The 20,782-nt window shown below is 48.1% G+C and carries 18 protein-coding genes; 15 read left to right on the top strand and 3 right to left on the bottom strand.

The window, feature by feature from the left end; translation table 11 throughout:
• Window positions 1-13: 13 nt before the first annotated feature.
• From ACLTOH_RS08475 to pgsA, 5 genes are read left to right on the top strand one after another with little or no spacing between them, the layout of a single operon-like run.
• Complete coding sequence (locus tag ACLTOH_RS08475; protein ID WP_262594385.1) at window positions 14-292, top strand: DUF370 domain-containing protein; 279 nt, start codon at window positions 14-16, stop codon at window positions 290-292.
• Window positions 282-917: a guanylate kinase gene (gene gmk / locus ACLTOH_RS08470; protein WP_337762835.1), complete on the top strand. Its 636-nt coding sequence runs from the start codon at window positions 282-284 to the stop codon at window positions 915-917. The genes ACLTOH_RS08475 and gmk overlap by 11 nt, the downstream gene beginning before the upstream one ends.
• A 1-nt stretch (window position 918) precedes the next feature.
• Entirely contained in the window at window positions 919-1,158 is a 240-nt protein-coding gene (rpoZ, locus tag ACLTOH_RS08465) for a DNA-directed RNA polymerase subunit omega (protein WP_022153806.1), read from the top strand.
• A gap of 5 nt (window positions 1,159-1,163) precedes the next feature.
• Window positions 1,164-2,492 (top strand): 30S ribosomal protein S12 methylthiotransferase RimO, encoded by a 1,329-nt coding sequence (gene rimO / locus ACLTOH_RS08460; RefSeq protein WP_337762833.1) that lies wholly within the window; start codon window positions 1,164-1,166, stop codon window positions 2,490-2,492.
• A 1-nt stretch (window position 2,493) separates the two neighbouring features.
• Window positions 2,494-3,048: a CDP-diacylglycerol--glycerol-3-phosphate 3-phosphatidyltransferase gene (gene pgsA / locus ACLTOH_RS08455; protein WP_117466760.1), complete on the top strand. Its 555-nt coding sequence runs from the start codon at window positions 2,494-2,496 to the stop codon at window positions 3,046-3,048.
• A 604-nt stretch (window positions 3,049-3,652) separates the two neighbouring features.
• On the opposite strand, the gene ACLTOH_RS08450 is transcribed toward pgsA, so the two are convergent.
• A complete protein-coding gene (locus ACLTOH_RS08450) occupies window positions 3,653-5,278 on the bottom strand; it encodes an ABC transporter substrate-binding protein (protein ID WP_262594383.1) in 1,626 nt (541 codons plus the stop codon).
• 190 nt (window positions 5,279-5,468) lie between these two features.
• Entirely contained in the window at window positions 5,469-7,607 is a 2,139-nt protein-coding gene (locus tag ACLTOH_RS08445; protein ID WP_262594382.1) for a glycoside hydrolase family 3 C-terminal domain-containing protein, read from the bottom strand.
• Window positions 7,608-7,827: 220 nt separating this feature from the next.
• On the opposite strand from ACLTOH_RS08445, the gene ACLTOH_RS08440 reads away from it, so the two are divergent.
• The 8 genes from ACLTOH_RS08440 (at window position 7,828) to ACLTOH_RS08405 (ending at window position 16,712) form a co-directional block, all read left to right on the top strand.
• Window positions 7,828-8,700, top strand: coding sequence for a helix-turn-helix transcriptional regulator (locus ACLTOH_RS08440; protein ID WP_262594381.1), 873 nt, complete (start codon window positions 7,828-7,830; stop codon window positions 8,698-8,700).
• Between the two features lie 86 nt (window positions 8,701-8,786).
• Window positions 8,787-10,052, top strand: a complete 1,266-nt coding sequence (locus ACLTOH_RS08435) for a competence/damage-inducible protein A (RefSeq protein WP_227062014.1) — start codon at window positions 8,787-8,789, stop codon at window positions 10,050-10,052.
• Between the two features lie 345 nt (window positions 10,053-10,397).
• Window positions 10,398-11,426, top strand: coding sequence for a recombinase RecA (gene recA, locus ACLTOH_RS08430; RefSeq protein ID WP_227062016.1), 1,029 nt, complete (start codon window positions 10,398-10,400; stop codon window positions 11,424-11,426).
• Between the two features lie 4 nt (window positions 11,427-11,430).
• On the top strand, window positions 11,431-12,060 hold the full coding sequence (locus tag ACLTOH_RS08425) for a regulatory protein RecX (protein ID WP_262594380.1): 630 nt from the start codon (window positions 11,431-11,433) through the stop codon (window positions 12,058-12,060).
• A 281-nt stretch (window positions 12,061-12,341) separates the two neighbouring features.
• Complete coding sequence (gene rny, locus ACLTOH_RS08420; protein ID WP_412223932.1) at window positions 12,342-13,853, top strand: ribonuclease Y; 1,512 nt, start codon at window positions 12,342-12,344, stop codon at window positions 13,851-13,853.
• 216 nt (window positions 13,854-14,069) lie between these two features.
• Entirely contained in the window at window positions 14,070-15,356 is a 1,287-nt protein-coding gene (locus ACLTOH_RS08415) for an aminotransferase class I/II-fold pyridoxal phosphate-dependent enzyme (protein ID WP_118669034.1), read from the top strand.
• 33 nt (window positions 15,357-15,389) lie between these two features.
• Window positions 15,390-15,932, top strand: coding sequence for an NUDIX hydrolase (locus tag ACLTOH_RS08410; protein ID WP_022313229.1), 543 nt, complete (start codon window positions 15,390-15,392; stop codon window positions 15,930-15,932).
• Window positions 15,933-16,112: 180 nt separating this feature from the next.
• Window positions 16,113-16,712 carry a stage II sporulation protein M gene (locus ACLTOH_RS08405; RefSeq protein ID WP_022313228.1) on the top strand — a complete coding sequence of 200 codons (600 nt, stop codon included), beginning with the start codon at window positions 16,113-16,115 and terminating at the stop codon, window positions 16,710-16,712.
• Window positions 16,713-16,756: 44 nt separating this feature from the next.
• Here the strand turns inward: ACLTOH_RS08405 and ACLTOH_RS08400 are convergent, their stop codons facing one another.
• Window positions 16,757-17,785 (bottom strand): 3-deoxy-7-phosphoheptulonate synthase, encoded by a 1,029-nt coding sequence (locus ACLTOH_RS08400; RefSeq protein WP_412223912.1) that lies wholly within the window; start codon window positions 17,783-17,785, stop codon window positions 16,757-16,759.
• 237 nt (window positions 17,786-18,022) lie between these two features.
• On the opposite strand from ACLTOH_RS08400, the gene ACLTOH_RS08395 reads away from it, so the two are divergent.
• Window positions 18,023-19,570, top strand: coding sequence for a Na+/H+ antiporter NhaC family protein (locus ACLTOH_RS08395; protein ID WP_320443449.1), 1,548 nt, complete (start codon window positions 18,023-18,025; stop codon window positions 19,568-19,570).
• A gap of 46 nt (window positions 19,571-19,616) precedes the next feature.
• On the top strand, window positions 19,617-20,732 hold the full coding sequence (gene glf / locus ACLTOH_RS08390) for a UDP-galactopyranose mutase (protein WP_412223910.1): 1,116 nt from the start codon (window positions 19,617-19,619) through the stop codon (window positions 20,730-20,732).
• The last annotated feature ends 50 nt before the right edge of the window (window positions 20,733-20,782 follow it).

Here is a 20,782-nt window from a genome sequence, read left to right as displayed (position 1 = left end):
GAAAGGTGATACCATGAACCGATTGATCCATATAGGATTTGGCAATATTGTAAATACGGATAAGATCATCGCCATCGTCAGCCCGGAGGCCGCACCCATCAAACGACTGGTGCAGAAGGCCAAGGAGACCGGACAGGCAATCGACGCCACACAGGGACGGAAGACGAAAGCGGTACTGGTCATGGAGAACAGTCAGGTCGTTCTGTCGGCACTGCTTCCCGAGACAATCGCGGGAAGAGCACAGGCACTGTGGCCGGGAGAGGAAAAAGAGGACAGAGAAGATGCAGAATAAGGGAATATTGATGGTGATCTCCGGATTCTCCGGAGCCGGCAAAGGAACACTGGTGAAAAAGCTGTTATCGGAATATGACAATTATGCGTTGTCCATTTCCATGACTACCAGACAGCCCAGAGAAGGCGAGGAGGACGGAAGAGAATATTTCTTCCGTACCAGAGAACAATTTGAAGAAAATATTGCAAAAAACGGATTTATCGAGTATGCTCAGTATTGCGGCAATTATTACGGAACACCGAAAGCATATGTGGAAGAGCAGATGCAGGCAGGCAAGGATGTGATCTTAGAGATCGAGATCCAGGGAGCCATGAAGATCAAAGAGCAGTTCCCGGAGAGCCTGTTACTGTTTGTTACCCCTCCCAGTGCAGAAGAACTGCAGAAGAGACTGGTGGGCAGAGGAACCGAGACAGCAGATGTGATCGCACAGAGACTGGCACGGGCTTATGAAGAATCAGAAGGCATGGATGCCTATGATTATATAGTAGTGAACGACGATCTGGACGAGTGTGCTGCAGCGGTACAGAAGTATGTGGAAGCAGCGAAAAATGTACCGTCCCGTCGTAGAGAATTTATCAAAAAGATCAGAGAGGAACTGAAAGGTTTCGCGAAAGGAGCAAAATAAAATGTTACATCCCTCTTATACCGATTTAATGAAAGTAGTAAACAGCGAGGTAGAACCCGGTGAAGCACCTGTAGTCAACAGCCGTTATTCTATTGTTATGGCAACTGCTAAGAGAGCAAGACAGATCATCGCAGGTGACGAGCCTCTGGTAACAGCCAAGGTGGATAAGCCCCTGTCTATCGCAGTAGAAGAGCTGAATCAGGGTAAGATTAAAATCCTTGGTGATGATGAGGAAGCATAAGACGCATGAAGATATTGTTTGTATCCCTGGGCTGTGACAAGAATCTTGTCGATTCCGAGAAGATGCTTGGCATGCTCCAGGAAAAAGGTTATACCTTCACGGACGATGAAGCAGAGGCAGATGTAGTAGTAGTAAACACCTGCTGCTTTATCGGTGATGCCAAGGAAGAGAGCATCAATACATTACTGCAGATGGGAGAACTGAAGGACAGCGGACAGATCAAAGCATTGATCGCAGCAGGTTGTCTGGCACAGCGTTACCGTGAGGAAATCCAGAAGGAGATCCCGCAGGTGGATGCCATTATCGGAACTACTGCCATCGATGAGATCGTGGCCGCTCTGGAAGAGATTCTGGCAGGCCAGAAACAGAATCATTATGAAGATATCAATGCCGCCCCTGTGACAGAGACCAACCGTGTTGTCACTACAGGCGGACATTTTGCGTATCTGAAAATTGCAGAGGGCTGTGACAAACACTGTACCTACTGCATTATTCCGAAGGTTAGAGGCAATTACCGCAGCGTTCCCAAGGAGAGTCTGTTAAAAGAAGCCACAGAGTTGGCGGACAAGGGCGTACGGGAGCTGATCCTGGTAGCACAGGAGACCACGCTGTACGGTATGGATCTGTACGGTAAAAAGGAACTGCCCAGACTTTTGCATGAACTGGCGCAGATTCCCGGCATTTATTGGATCCGTATTTTATATTGCTATCCTGAGGAGATCACGGACGAGCTGATTGATGCAATTGCTGCAGAGCCCAAGGTCTGCAATTATCTGGATATTCCCATTCAGCATGCTTCCGACAATGTGTTAAAGCGCATGGGAAGACGTACCGACCAGGCAGAACTTCGTGCTATCATCGGTAAGCTTCGGGAGAAGATTCCCGATATCTGTTTGAGAACGACTCTGATCAGCGGATTCCCTGGAGAGACTCAGGAGGATTTTGAGGAACTGTATCGCTTTGTTAACGAGATGGAATTCGATCGTCTGGGCGTATTCCCTTATTCCCAGGAGGAAGATACTCCCGCAGCCACCATGGAAGATCAGGTGCCGCAGGAAGTCAAGGAATTCCGGAGAGATGAACTGATGGAACTGCAGCAGGCCATCGCTTTTGACAAAGCGGAGGATATGGTAGGTCGTATCCTGACTGTAATGATCGAGGGCAAGGTAGCGGACGAAGAGACCTATGTCGCAAGAACCTACAGAGATGCCCCTAATGTGGATGGCTATCTGTTTGTAAATACTTCAGCGAATCTGATGACCGGAGATTTTGTCAAGGTTCTGGTCACCGATTCCAATGAATATGATCTGATAGGAGAGATATACCATGAGTAAGATGAATCTGCCTAACAAGCTGACTATTTTCCGTGTGATCCTGATCGTGCCGTTTATTATCCTGTTGCTGGGAGGCCAGGCCGGATGGTTCGGCGATAATACCTTCGTGACGGATATGATCGCGTTGGCTATCTTCATCATCGCCAGTCTGACGGATCTGATCGACGGTAAGATCGCCAGAAAATACAATCTGATCACAGATTTCGGAAAGTTCATGGATCCGCTGGCGGATAAGCTGTTAGTATGTTCCGCCATGATCGCACTGATCGAGATGAACCGCATCCCTTCCTGGGTGGTCATCATCATTATTGCCAGAGAGTTCATCATCAGCGGTTTCCGCCTGATCGCTTCCGACAACGGTGTAGTCATCGCCGCAAGCTACTGGGGCAAGTTCAAGACCACCTTCCAGATGGTTATGATCTGTCTGATGATCGCCAACTTCCCGCAGTTACAGATCCTCACCGATATTATTATGTGGATCGCACTGATCCTCACCGTAGTATCTCTGATCGATTATCTCGTGAAGAACAAAGATGTTATGAAGGATACGAAGTAAATAGAAAGTTAGTTAAGAAATGCTATCAAATCCCCGTAGCCCTTGGCAAGGTATAAGAAACGCGGCACGCTCGTACTTTAGTACGATGCGCTCCTGTCGCAGAGCGTAGCGGTACATAAGCGGTCACAATACGACCGCAATGCGTCCCTTGGGACGCTATGGTACCGACGTCTGCTTACGGCACTGCTTATTCTTATACCCAGCCGGGGCTACTGGTTTTTTTGAAAGCTTTCCAAAACGCAGAACTCCCGGCGTATGCGGTGCCATGTCGAAGATGTTTGTCGGAGGATGTTGATATTTTCTAGAAAAGTGCTGAAAGGCAGGGGGAAAGCGGACACGATGTCCGCGTCAGCCGATTGTCGACATGGATGTCGACTGTAGGCGGCCCCGTCATGACGAGAACTACTCATCACTTTTCATAGAAAATTCACATCCGGAGACCTTACATCGAGACATGTGTATCGTATGCTCCGGGAGTTCGTGGATTTTGCCAATGTATTTAACTAACCTTCCAGTTACCGTAAAAAGCCGTCTCACATTTTTGTGAAGCGGCTTTTTTAGTGCGCCCGGCGGAGCAGGTTGCTAATCGGTTATTTTTTACTATTTAGTCTGCATTCAGCTGTCCGAGGATCTCGTCTACCATATCCTGGGTAGTCTTAACATAATTGTCCATAGCGGCATCTACATCTCCGCCCTTTACAACAACCTCGGCGATGACTACGTTTTTGGCATCATTGATCGTACCGCCGTAGTTGGTAATACCGTCACAGGAAGCAGAGTGGGGAGCGTCTACGCTGTGTTCGGAGAAGAACTCGTTACATTCCTTGGTCAGATCGGTAGCGGATTCAAAACCATTCTCTAAGGAGCAGATCATGGAAGAAGGATCGATAGCATTCTTTTTCCATAATGCACTGGGATCGGAAGGATTCAGACGCAGATGGAACTCACCGTCTTTGTATTCATAGGTCTTGGCATTGTCAGTACCTTCACCGGTAACAATAGTCTCAGCCTCAGTAGACCAATGGTAGCCTTCTGCACCGTATACCCACAGGGTCTGTACAGTACCGCCGTCGAACATGGTCTCGAAGACTGCATCGAAGATTGCCTGTTCTCTGGAATCATCGCCGTCACCGTCATCAATGATGCAGTATACAGGAGATTCTCTGTTCAGGTAGCCATCCATTTCAGCGATGGGGGCCAGTCTTGCCAGTCCGGAATCTACACCGTTCTTATCCATGTTGTTAACCAAGTTATCGTTCCAGTAACCGGACCAGTAGGTGAAAGCACCGAAGGAACCGGACTGATCGGAAGACCACCATTTTTCACGGACATCCTTGGTACCCATGGTCAGGGATTCGGGATCGATGACACCGTCTGCGTAAGCCTGCTGTAAACGAAGCAGAGCATCTTTGGTCTCCTGGGTGTTGAAACCGTCATACCATACACCGTTCTCATCATAGGTGAAGCTGGGATATGCGTTCTGCCAGAACTGAGGCAGATAGTTGGTGTAAGGAGCCTCGGAACCGATAAAGCCTGCTGCAGCTACGCCGTAGGTATCGTTCTTGCCATTGCCATCGGGATCCTGCTCGGTGAATGCCTTTAACATTGCATAGTAGGAATCCCAGTCGGTAATATCCTCAGCCTTCATGCCGACTGCATCTAGCCATGCCTGCTTTACATAAGTGATACAGCCGCCGCCAAGACCGGTGGACAGACCATACTGTCTGCCGTCGATACGGACATTCTCGTTTACTGCGGGCAGTACCATGTGGCTGTGGAACTTTGCATTATCATAAGCAGCTGTCATATCCCACAGAAGACCTGTTTTTGCATATTCTGCATACTGACCGGCATTCAGCAGAATGACATCGGGGTAATCACCGCTGGCAAACAGACGGCCAACGCCATCTACATAGCTGGAATGGTCTAACTGCTGGATATTCAGACTGATGGGATGGCCCAGTGCTTCACTGACAGCTGTGTCCCATTGTTCGACGAATTTGTCCTGATAAGCATCCACAGATGCATTGAAGGTACCGTCTACGACGAGGGTAACCTTGTCCAGTACATAACCGTCATCGGAAGAAGCGGTGCTTTCGGTAGCAGCAGTAGTGCTTCCGTTATCGGTGGTGGATGCTGCGGGAGTATCGGAACTCTGACTTCCGCAGGCGGTGAGTGCAGTCAGCATGGAAACGGACAGCAACAGGCTTAAGATCTTGTTTCTTTTCATTGTAATCCTCCTTGTTTTCCGAAGGAAAATCCGAGCCCCTATGGCGAGGAGAGGATTTATCCTCCTTGTTTTCCGAAGGAAAATCCAATTTCACAAAGTGAAATTTCCCCTTATGGCGAGGAGAGGATTTATCCTCCTTGTTTTAAAAATACATCTCTCTATAGCAAATGGTTTACCACCATAATGCTCATTATAAAGTGACCGCGAATACCTGGCCTCTGTTGCCTGTATAGATCTTCTGATCTTCTTCTGTGAGATCCGGCTGGGAAAATCCCAGATAAAGTGTAGCAGAAGTGCCATCAAATACTCTGTTGCCGGAATTGTCTACCGTGGTAAAGGCCATGGGCGGAATGGTGATCCGGAATTCTTTGCTTTCTCCGGCATCCAGACGGATCCGTTCGAACGCAGCCAGCTTGTGGTTGGGAACTTCGTTGGAAGAACCGTTTACATGGACATAGACCTGTATGACATCACTTAAGTCACGATCCGTGGGATTCTGGCAATGTATTGTGATTTGTGCGGAAGGAATCTCCTTCGTGTAATCAACTTCAGTTACTTTTGCTTCTGTGATCTGCAATTCTCCGTAGGTGAGTCCGAAACCAAAAGGCTTCCAGGGTCTGCCTTCAAAATAACGGTAAGTGCGTCCGGTCATATGATAATCGGTAATGTCTGGCAGCGGTCCGGCATTATAATAGAAGGTAAGGGGCAGCTTGCCGCCGGGAGATACTTTGCCGAACAGGATGTCTGCAATGGCCCGTCCGCCTTCTCCGCCGGGATACCAGGCATGCAGTATTGCAGGCACCTGATCTTCGTAAGCGGACAGATCGATGGGGCTTCCGGCCAGATCAATCAGAATCACCGGAGTACCGGTAGCGATGACCTGTTCTACCAGATCCCTCTGGATCTTGGGAAGCAGCAGATCTGGCTTGTCTCCACTGGCAAATGCATTACCCACATCTCCCTGTTCTCCTTCCAGTGTGGAGTCGAGACCGACACATACAATGGCTAGGTCACAGGATTCTGCCAATGCCACAGCTTCGGGGATACGGTAGTTCTGAAATACCTTTCGTACGGAAGGGTCATCATAGAGCAGACATCCCTCTGCATAATTGACATCCCAGCCGGTATCCTCGCAGATTCTTGTAATTCCTTCCACTACAGTGATGGAACGGGGCGGGGTACCGTTGTAGTTACCAACCAGTGCGGCATGACTGTCGGCATTGGGGCCGATGACAGCCATGCGTTTGTTATCTTTCAAGGACAGAGGCAGTGTACCGTCATTTTTCAACAGAACACAGCTTTCCACAGCGGCCTGATAAGCCAGTTCCCGATGTTCTTTACAGCCCACCACATTGTAGGGAATTTCGTCCAGGGAACTGTGATCGAAGAGTCCTAACAGGTATCTGGTGGTGAAAAGACGTTCTGCACTGCGGCGGATTTCTTCTTCGGTTACCTTTCCCTGTTTATATGCCTGTAAAATATATTCATAGGTACAGCCGCAGTTTAAATCACAACCCTTTTCCAGGGCAAGAGCGGCGGAATCCTCCGGAAATGCAGTTACATGATGTCCCTCGTGGAAATCACGGATCGCCCAGCAGTCGGAAACGTAATGTCCTTCAAAATGCCATTTGTCGCGAAGCACCTCCTCCATAAGATAGGAGTGAGCACAGCAGGGTTCCTCGTTGGTACGGTTATAAGCACCCATGACAGCTTCCACATCAGCCTGTGTCACCAGAGCTTCAAAAGCGGGAAGATAAGTTTCCCACAGATCCTTCTTCGTAGCTTTGGCGTCGAAACTGTGACGCAGAGCCTCGGGACCGGAATGCACCGCAAAATGTTTGGCACAGGCGGCAGTGGTCAGGTAACCGTCTCTTTTGGTCTGTAATCCTTCCACAAAGGCACAGCCAAGAGAAGCGGTAAGTACGGGATCTTCTCCGTAGGTCTCCTGGCCTCTTCCCCAGCGGGGATCACGGAAGATATTGATATTGGGCGACCACATGGTCACACCTTTGTACCGGGTGCGGTCTCCGAGGCGGGAATAAGCATTATATTTTGCCCGGGCTTCCAAAGCGATGGAACCGGCGATTTTCTGTAATAATTCACGGTCAAAAGTTGCACCCAGGCCAATCGCCTGCGGATAACAGGTGGCAGTACCGGCTCTGGCAACACCATGAAGGGCTTCACTCCACCAGTCATAGGCGGGAATGCCCAGACGGGGAATCGCGGGAGACGAGTGTAACAGCTGGGAAGCAGCTTCTTCTATTGTCATTTGTGCTACCAGTGCGGTAGCTTTTTCTCTGGCTTCTGTACGATTCATAATATATCTCACTTTTTGTTTTTTAAATTGGAACTGCTTTCATTTAAGCTTATTGTAAGTGAAAAAAGTGTGGACTGCACGACAAAAAGAAATTACATATGGGACAAAAATTGCTATTTTTAACAAAACAGGTAGAAATTCGGGACGGAATATGGTATGTAGAATACAGAGAGCTTTAAATTTTGTGCCTGCGGCCCAAAGTTTGCAGACTGTGAAAGGAATGGGGATTGGTATGAACACAGTAAAACCGTTTTATGAGAGCCGGAAAAAGGTCTATGACTGTCATGTCTGGTGGCATCCGAATTTTCCGTTCCATCTGCATAAGCATATGGAATTCGTTCATGTGACGGAAGGAGAGATGGATGCTACGGTAGCGGGGGTGAGCTATCATCTGACTGCCGGAGATTGCCTAATGATCTACCCGAACCAGCTCCATTCCTACAGTTCTGTGGGAGAGGTGGGAATGCTTCTGATCATTGCAGATATGGATTCCATCGGGGAATTTCAGGAAGAACTTACCTATTATGATATGGAGTCTCCCTGTTTTCAGAAAAGCATGCTCAGCCGTTACGGACAGATGGTACTGGACATTCTGGCAGATATTGGTCTGCATAAGGAACTGCGGCCATTTCGGCAGGACAAGGGACTTCTGATGGCGCTGTTGGCGGATATGTATGAAAATATTCCAGTGATCAAAAAGGACAAGCCTTCGGATCTGAATATCACGCAGAAACTTTTGCAATATATCAACGATAATATCACCGGGGAACTGACGGCACAGAAGGTGGCAAAAGAGTTGGGTATTAGTCCGTATTATCTGTCCCATATTTTTTCCTCCCAGTTAAATATCTCTTTTCCTTCCTATGTAGCGCAGCAGCGGATGATCCTGGCCTGCAATCTGTTGAAGGACAGCAGAAAGACGGTGACAGAGATCAGTTACGAATGCGGATTTCCTAATATGCGGACCTTCCACCGCTGTTTTCAGAAAAGGTATGAATGCACCCCTACTCAGTGGCGGGAGCGGAGTCACAAGGGAACGGATGAAAAAATACGACACCAGCTCTGGAATCAGGAAAAAGTGGAAAGTGAAAATTCTCTGGAGTAAAATATTTCCTTTTCTCCGCCCGAGAAGTGTAGTATACTGTCTGTGGGAAAGATATAGGACAAGTGACAGCGAAAGGCGGTAAAGATATGACAGCGGAGATCATCTGTGTAGGTACCGAATTATTACTGGGGAACATTGTGAATACGAATGCAGCTTATCTGGCGGAAAAGCTGGCGGGAGCCGGACTGGACTGTTACTACCAGACAGTGGTGGGAGATAATGTGGAGAGACTGGCAGGTGTGTTGAAATGTGCCATGGAGCGTTCGGATGTGATCCTGTTATCTGGTGGACTGGGACCCACGGAGGATGATCTGACCAAGGAGACTGTGGCGGAAGTCTGTGGAAAGAATCTCTCGGTGGATGATCACAGCATGGAGCGCATTGCCGAATTTTTCGCAGTCAGAGATATTCAGCCCACGGAGAACAACTGGAAACAGGCCATGGTGCCAGAGGGAGCGAAGGTGCTGGACAATGATAATGGAACAGCGCCGGGCATTATTCTGGAGACGGAGAAGAACCGTATTGTGTTGCTGCCGGGACCCCCTGCGGAACTGGTTCCCATGTTCGAACAGCAGGTGCTTCCTTATCTGGATACACTGACTCCCGGGGTGATCTGTTCTCAGATGGTAAAGCTTTGCGGTGTGCCGGAGAGCCAGGTGGAGGATACCCTGAAGGATCTGATCGACGGACAGACCAATCCTACGATAGCTACCTATGCCAAGACGGGAGAAGTACATATCCGTGTCACCGCTTCCGGGGAAGATACCAAGGCAGCTGGAAAAGCCATTAAACCTGTGGTGAAGGAACTGAAATCCCGTTTCGGAGCGGATATTTACAGTACCAAGGCGGAGACTACCCTGGAGATGGCGGTAGCAGATCTGCTGATGGCCAATGATCTGACGGTGACAACCGCGGAATCCTGTACCGGCGGCATGATCGCGGCAAGGATCATCAATGTCCCCGGGGTATCGGAGTGCTACAAGGCCGGACTGGTGACTTATTCCAATAAGGCAAAACGGAAATTCCTGGGAGTGCGTAAGAGCACGCTGGACAAATACGGTGCCGTCAGCAGCAAGACTGCCTCAGAGATGGCAAAAGGAGCCGCACTGTTAATGAAATCGGATGTGGCTGTGGCAGTGACCGGAATTGCGGGACCGGACGGCGGAACCGAGGAAAAGCCGGTAGGACTGGTATATATCGGATGCAGCGTAAAGGGAGAAGTTACGGTGAAAGAGTATCATTTCTCCGGAACCCGCAGCCAGATCAGAGAGGCAACTACCTCTGCAGCACTGATTCTTATGCGCAGCTGTATTCTGAAATACTTCAGTAAAGTTACTTTTGGTAAAAAGTAACAGAAAAATATTTTGTGAGATACCCTCAAAACGAAGGGGTAAAAAATTGTAGATAGTGACGAAAACACAGGAAATGTATCATGCGTCCTTGCGGGAAGCGGGGATGTGTGATACATTCTTTTTGTATCTTTTATCTCTGATTATCGACAGACATTTCAGGATGTTCAGGCATTCGCCAAAATTTCAGACGATCATCGGAACGAAAAAATAAGGGGGAATGCTTATGAGGGAGCTTTAATGTACACAAAATATGTATAATAAAAATAGACATTGACAAACACGAACAAATGTTTTATCCTAAATAAAAAGCAGAACATTTGTTCCTTGAACAAAAAGGAGATTGACATGGAAAAAGACGATAAGCTTAAAGCATTGGATGCGGCGCTGAGCCAGATCGAGAAGCAGTACGGAAAGGGCGCGGTAATGAAGCTGGGAGATCCCACGGCACAGATGAATGTGGAGACCATCCCCACCGGTTCTTTAAGTTTGGATATAGCGTTAGGACTGGGCGGTATTCCCAAGGGAAGAATCATTGAGATCTACGGACCGGAATCCAGTGGTAAGACCACCGTTACCTTACATATGATCGCAGAAGTACAGAAAAGAGGCGGTATTGCCGGATTCATCGATGCGGAGCATGCTCTGGATCCTGTCTATGCGAAGAACATCGGCGTAGATATTGACAACCTGTACATTTCCCAGCCGGATAACGGTGAGCAGGCACTGGAGATCACGGAGACCATGGTACGCTCCGGAGCCATTGACATTATCGTAGTGGACTCCGTAGCCGCACTGGTACCCAAGGCCGAGATTGACGGTGATATGGGAGACAGCCATGTGGGTTTACAGGCACGACTGATGTCCCAGGCGCTGCGCAAGCTGACCGCTGTGATCAGCAAGTCCAACTGTACGGTTATCTTTATCAACCAGCTGCGTGAGAAGGTAGGTGTAATGTTCGGTAATCCTGAGACCACTACTGGCGGACGTGCGCTGAAGTTCTATTCTTCTGTACGACTGGATGTCAGAAGGATCGAAGCTCTGAAGCAGGGCGGTGAAGTGATCGGTAACCGTACCCGTGTCAAAGTCGTTAAGAATAAGATTGCACCTCCTTTCAAGGAAGCAGAGTTTGATATCATGTTCGGTGAAGGTATTTCCATGGTAGGAGATATTCTGGATCTGGCAGCCAGCTGTGACGTTGTGGCAAAGTCCGGTGCCTGGTATGCCTACGAGGGCAACAAGATCGGACAAGGCCGTGAGAATGCCAAGCAGTATTTAAAAGACAATCCCGCCATCTGCGATGAGATTGCCGAGAAGGTCAGAGATCATTACGGACTAAAGGCAGATGTCACTGCCGCAGCAGAGAAGGAAGAGTAGATCCATGCTGGTAACACAGGTTACGGAACTTTCCAAATCGAGAAGCAAAGTATATATTGATCAGGAATTCGCCTTTGTATTGTACAAAGGCGAATTGCGTCTTTACCATATAAAGGAAGGACAGCAATTAAGCGAGGAAGACTATCGGACTATCATGCAGGAGGTACTTCCCAAGCGGGCGAAGCTTCGTGCCATGAACCTGTTGCAGGGAAGAGAATATACGACGGCACAGCTGCGGACAAAATTACAGCAGGGCTTTTATCCGGCGGAGATCATAGAGCAGGCTATCGTCTATGTGGCGGGCTTTCATTATATCGATGATTTGCGATATGCCGTGGATTATATTACTTATCACGAGGACAGCCGCAGCAGGCGGCGGATCGAACAGGATCTGCAGGGCAAGGGAATCCCGGCAGCTACCATGGAAGAGGCCTGGCAGGTCTGGCGGGAGAACGGTGGGGAGCAGGACGAACAGCGTATGATCCGGGAACAGCTTCATAAGAAGCACTATGATCCGGAAGCAGAGACAGACTGGAAGGAACGTCAGAAAATCTACGCTTTTCTGGCCAGAAAGGGATTCTCCGCAGAAGCTATCCGCAAAGCCATCGGTGGCATGCATAGCGATGATTTCTGAGAATACCGGATGACGCATAACAGCAAGAAATAATGCACAAAGATTGTTTTGATATAGGAACTATTTTTGGACTAATTGCGACTTGTACTTGACATGGGTGTAATTTCAGTTTACACTAATACTGTTGTGAATTGCTTGTTAGAATGTACATAAATTGCATTCTATTATGAACGATAATTTGTATTATCGGAGCAAAATGTACAATGAAAATTTCATAAGGAGGTGCTCCTGTAGTGGACACTAATATTGTAATAGTATTAGTGGTTTCTGCTATTGCCATTATAGCTGCAGTGCTGATCACAGCAAAGGTTACCACGAACCGTCTGAAGAAGAACGCGGAGGGAACCATCGGCAACGCAGAGGAGAAGGCAAGAGAGATTATTGATGAAGCTCTGAAGACTGCAGAGAACAAAAAGCGCGAATCACTCCTGGAAGTCAAGGAAGAGTCCATTCGTACCAAGAATGAACTGGACAAAGAAATCAAGGAACGCAGAGCGGAAGCCCAGCGGTATGAGCGCAGAGTTCAGCAGAAGGAAGAGAACATCGATAAGAAAGCAGATGCCATCGAGAAGCGCGAGGCAAGTTTAGCATCCAGAGAAGAATCCCTCAATCGCATGAAGGAAGAAGTCTCCAGACTGAATGAGCAGCGTGTGCAGGAACTGGAACGAATTTCAGGATTAACCTCTGAACAAGCAAAAGACTACTTATTGAAAATTGTTGAAGATGAAGTGAAACATGAATCGGCCGTGATGATCAAGGAAATGGAGAGTCGGGCCAAAGAAGAAGCAGACAAAAAGGCAAAGGAATATGTGGTTAACGCTATACAGAGATGTGCAGCAGACCATGTCTCTGAGACTACAATTTCCGTTGTACAGTTACCGAATGACGAAATGAAGGGACGTATCATCGGACGTGAGGGACGTAACATCCGTACCCTTGAGACCATGACAGGTGTAGACCTGATCATAGATGATACACCGGAAGCAGTAATCCTGTCCGGATTTGATCCGATTCGTCGTGAGGTAGCGAGAATTGCGCTGGAGAAGCTGATTGTGGACGGACGTATCCATCCGGCCAGAATCGAAGAGATGGTAGAGAAGGCGCAGAAGGAAGTCGAAGTAATGATCAAGGAAGAGGGAGAAGCCGCAACTCTGGAGGTTGGTGTACATGGCATTCATCCCGAACTGGTAAGATTACTCGGTAAGATGAAATTCCGTACCAGCTATGGTCAGAACGCATTAAAGCATTCCATCGAGGTTGCACAGTTGTCAGGTCTTCTGGCAGCGGAGCTGGGACTGGATGTGAGACTTGCCAAGAGAGCGGGACTGCTGCATGATATCGGTAAGGCAGTAGACCACGAGATGGAAGGTTCCCATATTCAGCTGGGTGCTGAACTGTGTCGGAAATATAAAGAGAACGCTACGGTTATCAATGCCGTGGAATCTCACCATGGCGATGTAGAGCCTACTTCCCTGATTGCATGTATTGTACAAGCTGCTGATACAATATCCGCTGCAAGACCGGGAGCTAGAAGGGAAACACTGGAAACCTATACTAGCAGATTAAGACAGTTAGAAGATATCACAAACAATTTCAAAGGTGTAGATAAATCTTTTGCTATTCAGGCAGGTCGTGAAGTTCGTGTTATGGTAGTGCCCGAGCAGATTTCAGATGCCGATATGGTATTGTTGGCAAGAGATATTTCCAAGCAGATCGAAGCTGAATTGGAATATCCCGGACAGATCAAGGTAAATGTGATCCGTGAGAGCCGCGTAATTGATTACGCCAAATAACTGACCAGTCAGAAATGACAATTTCATACGAAGTAAGAAAAGCTGTTGTGCTGTTAAAGCACAGCAGCTTTTTTGATAAAATTTTCGAAAAAAGGTATTGTACAAAGAACTTTCTTATAGTATGATATTCGAAGTGTATGATTGTATACGATTATCCAACGTCCACAGAAGAAAGCGTATTCCCTATGGGAAAAAACGAGAAAGGTATGGTACGAAATGAAAGCATATCAGGAATTATCCAAGGAAGAACTTTTAACATTGAAGGCAGAGCTGAACGCTGCATATGAAGATGCAAAAGGCAAAGGCCTGAAACTGGATATGTCCAGAGGAAAACCGGCAGTTAACCAGCTGGATATGACAATGGATTATCTCGATGTTGTAAATTCTCAGAGCGCTATGAAGGCTGAGGATGGAATGGATGTTCGAAATTATGGTGGCCTGGACGGTATTCCTGAGGCAAAGAAACTGATCGCTGACATTCTGGAAGTGAAGCCGGAGAATGTGATCGTCTGCGGTAATGCCAGCCTGACCATCATGTATGATACCGTATCCCGGGCTATGACCCATGGCATCTTAGGCAATACCCCCTGGTGTAAGCTGGATCATGTAAAGTTCCTGTGTCCCGTACCCGGATATGACAGACATTTTGGAATCACAGAGCATTTCGGAATCGAAATGATCAATGTGCCCATGACACCCGAAGGACCGGATATGGATCTGGTAGAGAAACTGGTGTCTGAAGATCCCGCCATCAAGGGTATCTGGTGCGTACCCAAATACTCCAACCCTCAGGGATATTCCTACTCCGATGAGACCGTAAGACGTTTCGCTGCATTGCAGCCTGCTGCACCGGATTTCCGTATTTTCTGGGATAATGCTTATGCCATCCATCATTTATATGATGACAGACAGGATCAGCTGTTAGAGATCCTTTCCGAGTGTGAAAAGGCAGGACATCCGGACATGGTATTCGAGTTCTGCTCCACCTCCAAGGTAACCTTCGCAGGAGCCGGCATTGCGGCTATTGCATCTTCCAAGGCAAACCTGGATGATATGCGTAAGTCCATGACTATCCAGACCATTGGCTATGACAAGATCAACCAGTTACGCCATGTACGTTATTTCAAGGATATCAATGGTGTACGTGAACATATGAAGAAGCACGCAGCGATCATGCGTCCCAAGTTCGAGGCTGTACTGCAAGTGCTGGAGAATGAGCTGGGAGGCTTAGGCATCGGTACCTGGACTAAGCCCAACGGTGGATATTTCATCTCCTTTGATGCCCTGGAAGGTTGTGCCAAGGCTATCGTGGCAAAGTGTAAGGAAGCAGGCGTGACTCTGACCGGAGCAGGCGCTACGTTCCCCTACAAGAAGGATCCCAAGGACTCCAATATCCGTATTGCGCCTTCCTTCCCCACACCGGAGGAGATGGCAATGGCTACGGATCTGTTCGTGCTTTGTGTCAAGATGGTGAGCGTAGATAAATTACTGGAAAACAGGTAAGTATTCGATTTGGATGAGAAGGGATGATAAGTCATGGAAGAATTCAAGCGTATCAGCCGTGATCTGGTAGCAAAGGGTGCTATTATCGACTATTATCAGGATACCATGCAGATTCCCAACGGTAATATAGCAAAATGGGATCTGATCGACCATAAAGGGGCGGCTGCAGTAGTAGCCGTGAGAGAAGACGGTAAGCTTCTGATGGTGCGTCAGTACCGCAATGCCCTGGAGCGTGAGACGTTAGAGATTCCGGCAGGCGGACTGAACGGGAGAGAAGAACCCACGGATCAGGCAGCTATGCGGGAATTGCAGGAAGAGACCGGGTATCATACTGACCATGTGGAACTGTTGACCTCTATTTATACCACAGTGGCATTCTGCAATGAGAAGATCGATATTTATCTGGCCAGAGGACTGAAAGACAGAGGAAACCAGCATCTGGATGAAGATGAATTCATCAATGTAGAGGCTTATTCCGTAGAAGAATTAAAGCAGATGATCTACGACTGCAGGATCCAGGATGCCAAGACAATCTGCGGCATTTTAACTTACGCGTCCAAATACCTGAGTGAGTAATTCCGTTACAGACAAAAGCAGTCACGACCGGCTGCTACATAATGATTTTAGGGAACCCCATCCAGACAGGCAGTACCTGTCCGGATGGGCTTTTTCTTTTCTGAAAGACGAATAAGAAAGCATGATTTTCCATGTTGTCCGCATATATTACTAACAACGCCTGACGGGAGACGAGAATATATGAAATGGAACAGATCCATGTTGCCTGCGGGAAAACTCCCGCTGCACTTTTTGTTTTTGACGGGATTTGTGGTGGGATTGTTTGCGGTGTATTTCGGACGGGGAATTCTGTTAAACCGTGCGGGAATGCTGGATGAGGACACGTTATATCGCATGAAATATATGACCGTGGACAGCAGTATCCTGTTCTGGTACGTGCTGTGCAAAAGATGTCGGAATTTTCTGGTTCTTATTATCATGGCAACGACTTATCTGGGATGGATTTTCTGCGGAGGAGTCACCGTAAAATACGGATTCTCTGTGGGCTTTTTTCTGAGTACGGCAGTGTTTAGGTATGGAATCAAGGGGATCCTTCTGGGGATCGTGAGCATCTTTCCCCATTATCTGTGTTACCTGCCGGCTATGATCCTGTTACTCAGATGGTGTGAAGATATGCACCGGAGTATTTATTTTTACCATCACACAACCGGGCAGGGAAAAAAATCCCTGCCCGGCAGATTGGGAAAACTGGCGCTCATATGGATTGCATTGGTCTTCGGATGTTTATTGGAATGTTTTGTGAATCCTGCGTTATTAAAAGGATTCCTACAGTTTTTTTGAAACTGTTTTAACTATTCAGCGCCCCATTTGCAAAATCGTTCTTTTTATTCGTACTCAGCGATATCGTAGATCAGACGCTCACTGTCTTCCCAGCCCAGACAGGGATCGGTGATGGACTTGCCGTAGCAGCCGGCACCCACCTTCTGGTTGCCTTCCTCGATGTAGCTCTCGATCATGACGCCCTTGACCAGCTTGTGCAGATCGGGGCTGAGTTTACGGCTGTGCATGACTTCCTTGGTGATACGGATCTGCTCCCTGAACTGCTTGTTGGAGTTGGAGTGGTTCGCATCGATCACGCAGGCAGGATTCTTCAGATCCATTTTTTCATACATATCCCACAGACGGATCAGATCCTCGTAATGGTAGTTGGGGATATTGGCACCGTGCTTGTTGGTAGCACCGCGCAGTACGGTGTGTGCCAGATCGTTGCCGTGGGTATTCACCTCCCATCCGGTATAGATGAAGGAGTGGGGGTGCTGTGCCGCATATACGGAGTTCAGCATTACGGAGAAATCTCCGCTGGTAGGATTCTTCATACCGGCAGCTACATCGAAGCCGCTGACGGTCAGACGATGCTGCTGATCCTCTACGGAACGGGCACCGATGGCCACATAGGAGAGGATATCGGATACATAACCCCAGTTCTCCGGGTATAACATTTCATCTGCGGCAGTGAGACCGGTCTCTTTGATGGCGCGGATGTGCATTTTACGCATGGCCATCAGACCTGCCAGGAAATCCGGTTTCTTCTCGGGATCGGGCTGGCTGGTGATACCCTTGTAGCCTTCGCCGGTGGTGCGGGGCTTGTTGGTGTAGATTCTGGGCACCAGGATCAGCTTGTCCTTAACTTTCTCATTCACTTTGGCAAGACGATTGACGTAATCACATACGGAATCTTCGTTATCAGCGGAGCAGGGTCCGATAATCACCAGAAACTTATTGCTTTTGCCGGTGAGGACGTCACGGATTTCAGCATCTCTTTCTTCTTTGATCCTGGCTAATTCTGCCGGAAGGGGCAGTTCCTTGCGGATCTCCGCAGGAGTGGGCAGTTTTTTGATAAATTCGAAACTCATGGTATTCCATCGTGCGCAGGGCACGTCCTTTCTGCTAAATGTCATTGCTCATTATAGCCCAGATCGTGCAAGGATGCAAGAAAATTTAGCGATTTAAAGCGAAAAAGAGAAAAGGAACGGATAAATTGCTGTGCTAAAGCGTTAATTTGGAAAATTATATTGACAGGTATACGGGTTTGCCATAAAGTAAAAATGTATCTGAAATGTTACAAAAAAAGTACGAGAGAGGGCAAAATTATGTATGGAACAATTTGGGCATTGCTGCCGCCTGTGGTGGCAATCGTATTGGCACTGATCACAAAAGAAGTATATTCGTCACTGTTTATCGGCATTGTTACGGGAGCTTTGATTTATACTGGATTTTCTCCTATTGCAACGCTGGATACGGTGATCAACGAAGGATTTATCAATTCCGTGGCGGATGCATGGAATATCGGTATCTTCATGTTCCTGATCCTGTTGGGGACCATGGTAGCACTGATGAACAAGGCAGGAGGCTCTGCAGCCTTCGGCGAATGGGCGAAAAAGCATGTAAAGACCAGAGCGGGAGCGTTGCTTTCCACCTTTTTATTAGGTGTTCTGATTTTCGTGGATGACTATTTTAACTGTCTGACTGTAGGCTCTGTTATGATGCCGGTAACAGACGGACATAAGATTTCCCGAGCAAAGCTGGCATACATTATTGATGCCACCGCAGCACCCATCTGTATGATTGCACCGATCTCTTCCTGGGCGGCCGCAGTATCCGGTATGGTGGATGAAGGTGTTTATTCCGGTATTGAACTGTTCGTAAGAGCTATTCCTTATAACTATTATTCTCTGCTGACCATCGTATTCGTCGTCGGTATGGCGCTGATGGGCTTCGACTACGGCCCCATGGCAAAGCATGAGCGCAATGCCAGAGAAAAGGGTGATCTGTTCACCGAGGGAGAGCGTGTGGCCAATGCAGACAATGCACCCAAAGGTTCCACCAGAGGCAAGGTCTACGATCTGTTGATCCCGGTGATCGTACTGATTGTCTGCTGTGTCATCGGCATGATCTATGTCGGCGGCTTCTTTGAAGGCGTGGGCTTTATCGATGCATTCAGCGCAACGGACGCTTCCGTGGGACTGCCCTGGGGATCTTTGATCGCATTATTATTTGCCATTGTATACTATATGTGCAGAAGACTGGTATCCTTCAAAGAGGCCATGAACTGTCTGACCCAGGGCTTCATTGCCATGGTTCCTGCCATGCTGATCCTGACCTTTGCCGTTACTCTGAAGACCATGACCGGACTGTTAGGTGCGGATGTCTATGTGGCAGGCCTGATGCAGGGAGCATCCACGGGGCTTACCAATATGCTTCCGGCCATCATTTTCCTGGTAGCATGTTTCTTAGCCTTTGCTTCCGGTACCAGCTGGGGAACCTTCGGTATTCTGATCCCTATCGTTACCGGCGTATTTACCGATCCCACGACCGGAGCTATCGTACCCGGAGCCGAGCATCTGATCATCATCGGTGTGTCTGCATGTCTGGCAGGTGCTGTTATGGGTGACCATTGTTCCCCCATCTCCGATACGACTATTATGGCTTCTGCGGGAGCACAGTGTAATCATATCAACCATGTATCCACCCAGGTACCTTATGTACTGACCGTGGCGGCAATCTCTTTTGTGACTTATACCATTGCCGGTTTTGTACAGAATGTGGTGATCTGTCTGGTGATCGGTATTCTGCTGACACTGGCTACTCTGGTGGTTCTGAAACGTGTCTTCGGAGAGAAGGCTGTCGTACGGAAATAACGTAAGCGCAGGAATGCGACTGTGAGAAAGGAAATATGTAGAACTTATGAAATACGATTATCTGGTGGTTGGTTCCGGCCTGTACGGAGCGGTGTTCGCAAGAGAAGCGGCCGACAGAGGGAAAAAGGTTCTGGTCATTGACAAACGCCCTAATGTGGCGGGAAACATTTATACGGAAACGGTAGAAGGAATTCATGTCCACAAATACGGTGCCCATATTTTTCATACCAATGATACGAAGGTGTGGAAATACATTACGCAATTTGCGGAGTTCAACCGTTTCACCAATTCTCCGGTAGCCAATTATCACGGAGAGTTGTACTCACTGCCTTTTAACATGTACACTTTTAATAAAATGTGGGGCGTGGTGACTCCCGAAGAAGCTACGGCCAAGATTGAAGAGCAGCGGCAAGCTGCCGGGATCACGGAACCGAAAAATCTGGAGGAACAGGCCATCTCTCTGGTGGGTAAGGATATTTTTGAAAAACTGGTAAAGGGCTATACCGAGAAGCAGTGGGGACGTGACTGTAAAGATCTTCCGGCCTTCATTATCAAACGTCTGCCGGTGCGTCTGACTTTTGACAACAACTATTTCAATGCGTTGTATCAGGGCATTCCCATTGGCGGTTACACGAAGCTGGTGGAACATCTGTTAGAGGGCATTGAGGTACGCCTGAACACAGATTATCTGGAGCAGAAAGAGGAACTGGATAAACTGGCAGAGACTGTTGTCTATACCGGCCCCATCGATGCCTATTTCGGCTACTCTCTGGGAGCACTGGAATATCGTTCCGTCAGGTTCGAGACAGAGGTGCTGGATATTCCCAACTTCCAGGGAAATGCTGCGGTGAATTACACGGATCGTGAGACTCCCTGGACCCGGATCATCGAGCACAAATGGTTCGAGTTTGGCAAGGACGAACAGGGACAGGATCTCCCGAAGACGGTCATCAGCAGAGAGTACAGTTCCGAATGGAAGCCGGGAGATGAGCCTTATTATCCAGTCAATGATGAAAAGAACGGCGCTTTGTATGCAGAGTATAAAAGGCTGGCAGATACGGAAAAGAACGTGATCTTCGGCGGAAGACTGGCGGAATACCGCTACTATGATATGGATGCGGTCATTGCCTCGGCATTGAAGAAGAGCGAAGAAGTATTGTAATGTAACAGATCATAAATGAGGGCAAAAGAAATGCAGTGGCGTAGGTAACG

The organism is Waltera sp., assembly GCF_046969025.1.
GTDB lineage: Bacteria > Bacillota > Clostridia > Lachnospirales > Lachnospiraceae > Acetatifactor > Acetatifactor acetigignens.
The sequence above is the reverse complement of the archived record's forward strand: the minus strand, read 5'-3'. Positions and strand labels throughout refer to the sequence as shown.

Excerpts from the sequence above, each read along its gene's own strand:
- ACLTOH_RS08395 (WP_320443449.1), top strand. The coding sequence starts at position 18,023 with ATGTATGGAACAATTTGGGCATTGCTGCCGCCTGTGGTGGCAATCGTA.
- glf (WP_412223910.1), top strand. The coding sequence starts at position 19,617 with ATGAAATACGATTATCTGGTGGTTGGTTCCGGCCTGTACGGAGCGGTG.
- ACLTOH_RS08425 (WP_262594380.1), top strand. The coding sequence starts at position 11,431 with ATGCTGGTAACACAGGTTACGGAACTTTCCAAATCGAGAAGCAAAGTA.
- ACLTOH_RS08475 (WP_262594385.1), top strand. The coding sequence starts at position 14 with ATGAACCGATTGATCCATATAGGATTTGGCAATATTGTAAATACGGAT.
- ACLTOH_RS08435 (WP_227062014.1), top strand. The coding sequence starts at position 8,787 with ATGACAGCGGAGATCATCTGTGTAGGTACCGAATTATTACTGGGGAAC.
- rpoZ (WP_022153806.1), top strand. The coding sequence starts at position 919 with ATGTTACATCCCTCTTATACCGATTTAATGAAAGTAGTAAACAGCGAG.
- pgsA (WP_117466760.1), top strand. The coding sequence starts at position 2,494 with ATGAATCTGCCTAACAAGCTGACTATTTTCCGTGTGATCCTGATCGTG.
- gmk (WP_337762835.1), top strand. The coding sequence starts at position 282 with ATGCAGAATAAGGGAATATTGATGGTGATCTCCGGATTCTCCGGAGCC.
- ACLTOH_RS08405 (WP_022313228.1), top strand. The coding sequence starts at position 16,113 with ATGAAATGGAACAGATCCATGTTGCCTGCGGGAAAACTCCCGCTGCAC.
- ACLTOH_RS08440 (WP_262594381.1), top strand. The coding sequence starts at position 7,828 with ATGAACACAGTAAAACCGTTTTATGAGAGCCGGAAAAAGGTCTATGAC.
- ACLTOH_RS08450 (WP_262594383.1), bottom strand. The coding sequence starts at position 5,278 with ATGAAAAGAAACAAGATCTTAAGCCTGTTGCTGTCCGTTTCCATGCTG.
- ACLTOH_RS08410 (WP_022313229.1), top strand. The coding sequence starts at position 15,390 with ATGGAAGAATTCAAGCGTATCAGCCGTGATCTGGTAGCAAAGGGTGCT.
- recA (WP_227062016.1), top strand. The coding sequence starts at position 10,398 with ATGGAAAAAGACGATAAGCTTAAAGCATTGGATGCGGCGCTGAGCCAG.
- ACLTOH_RS08415 (WP_118669034.1), top strand. The coding sequence starts at position 14,070 with ATGAAAGCATATCAGGAATTATCCAAGGAAGAACTTTTAACATTGAAG.
- rimO (WP_337762833.1), top strand. The coding sequence starts at position 1,164 with ATGAAGATATTGTTTGTATCCCTGGGCTGTGACAAGAATCTTGTCGAT.
- ACLTOH_RS08400 (WP_412223912.1), bottom strand. The coding sequence starts at position 17,785 with ATGAGTTTCGAATTTATCAAAAAACTGCCCACTCCTGCGGAGATCCGC.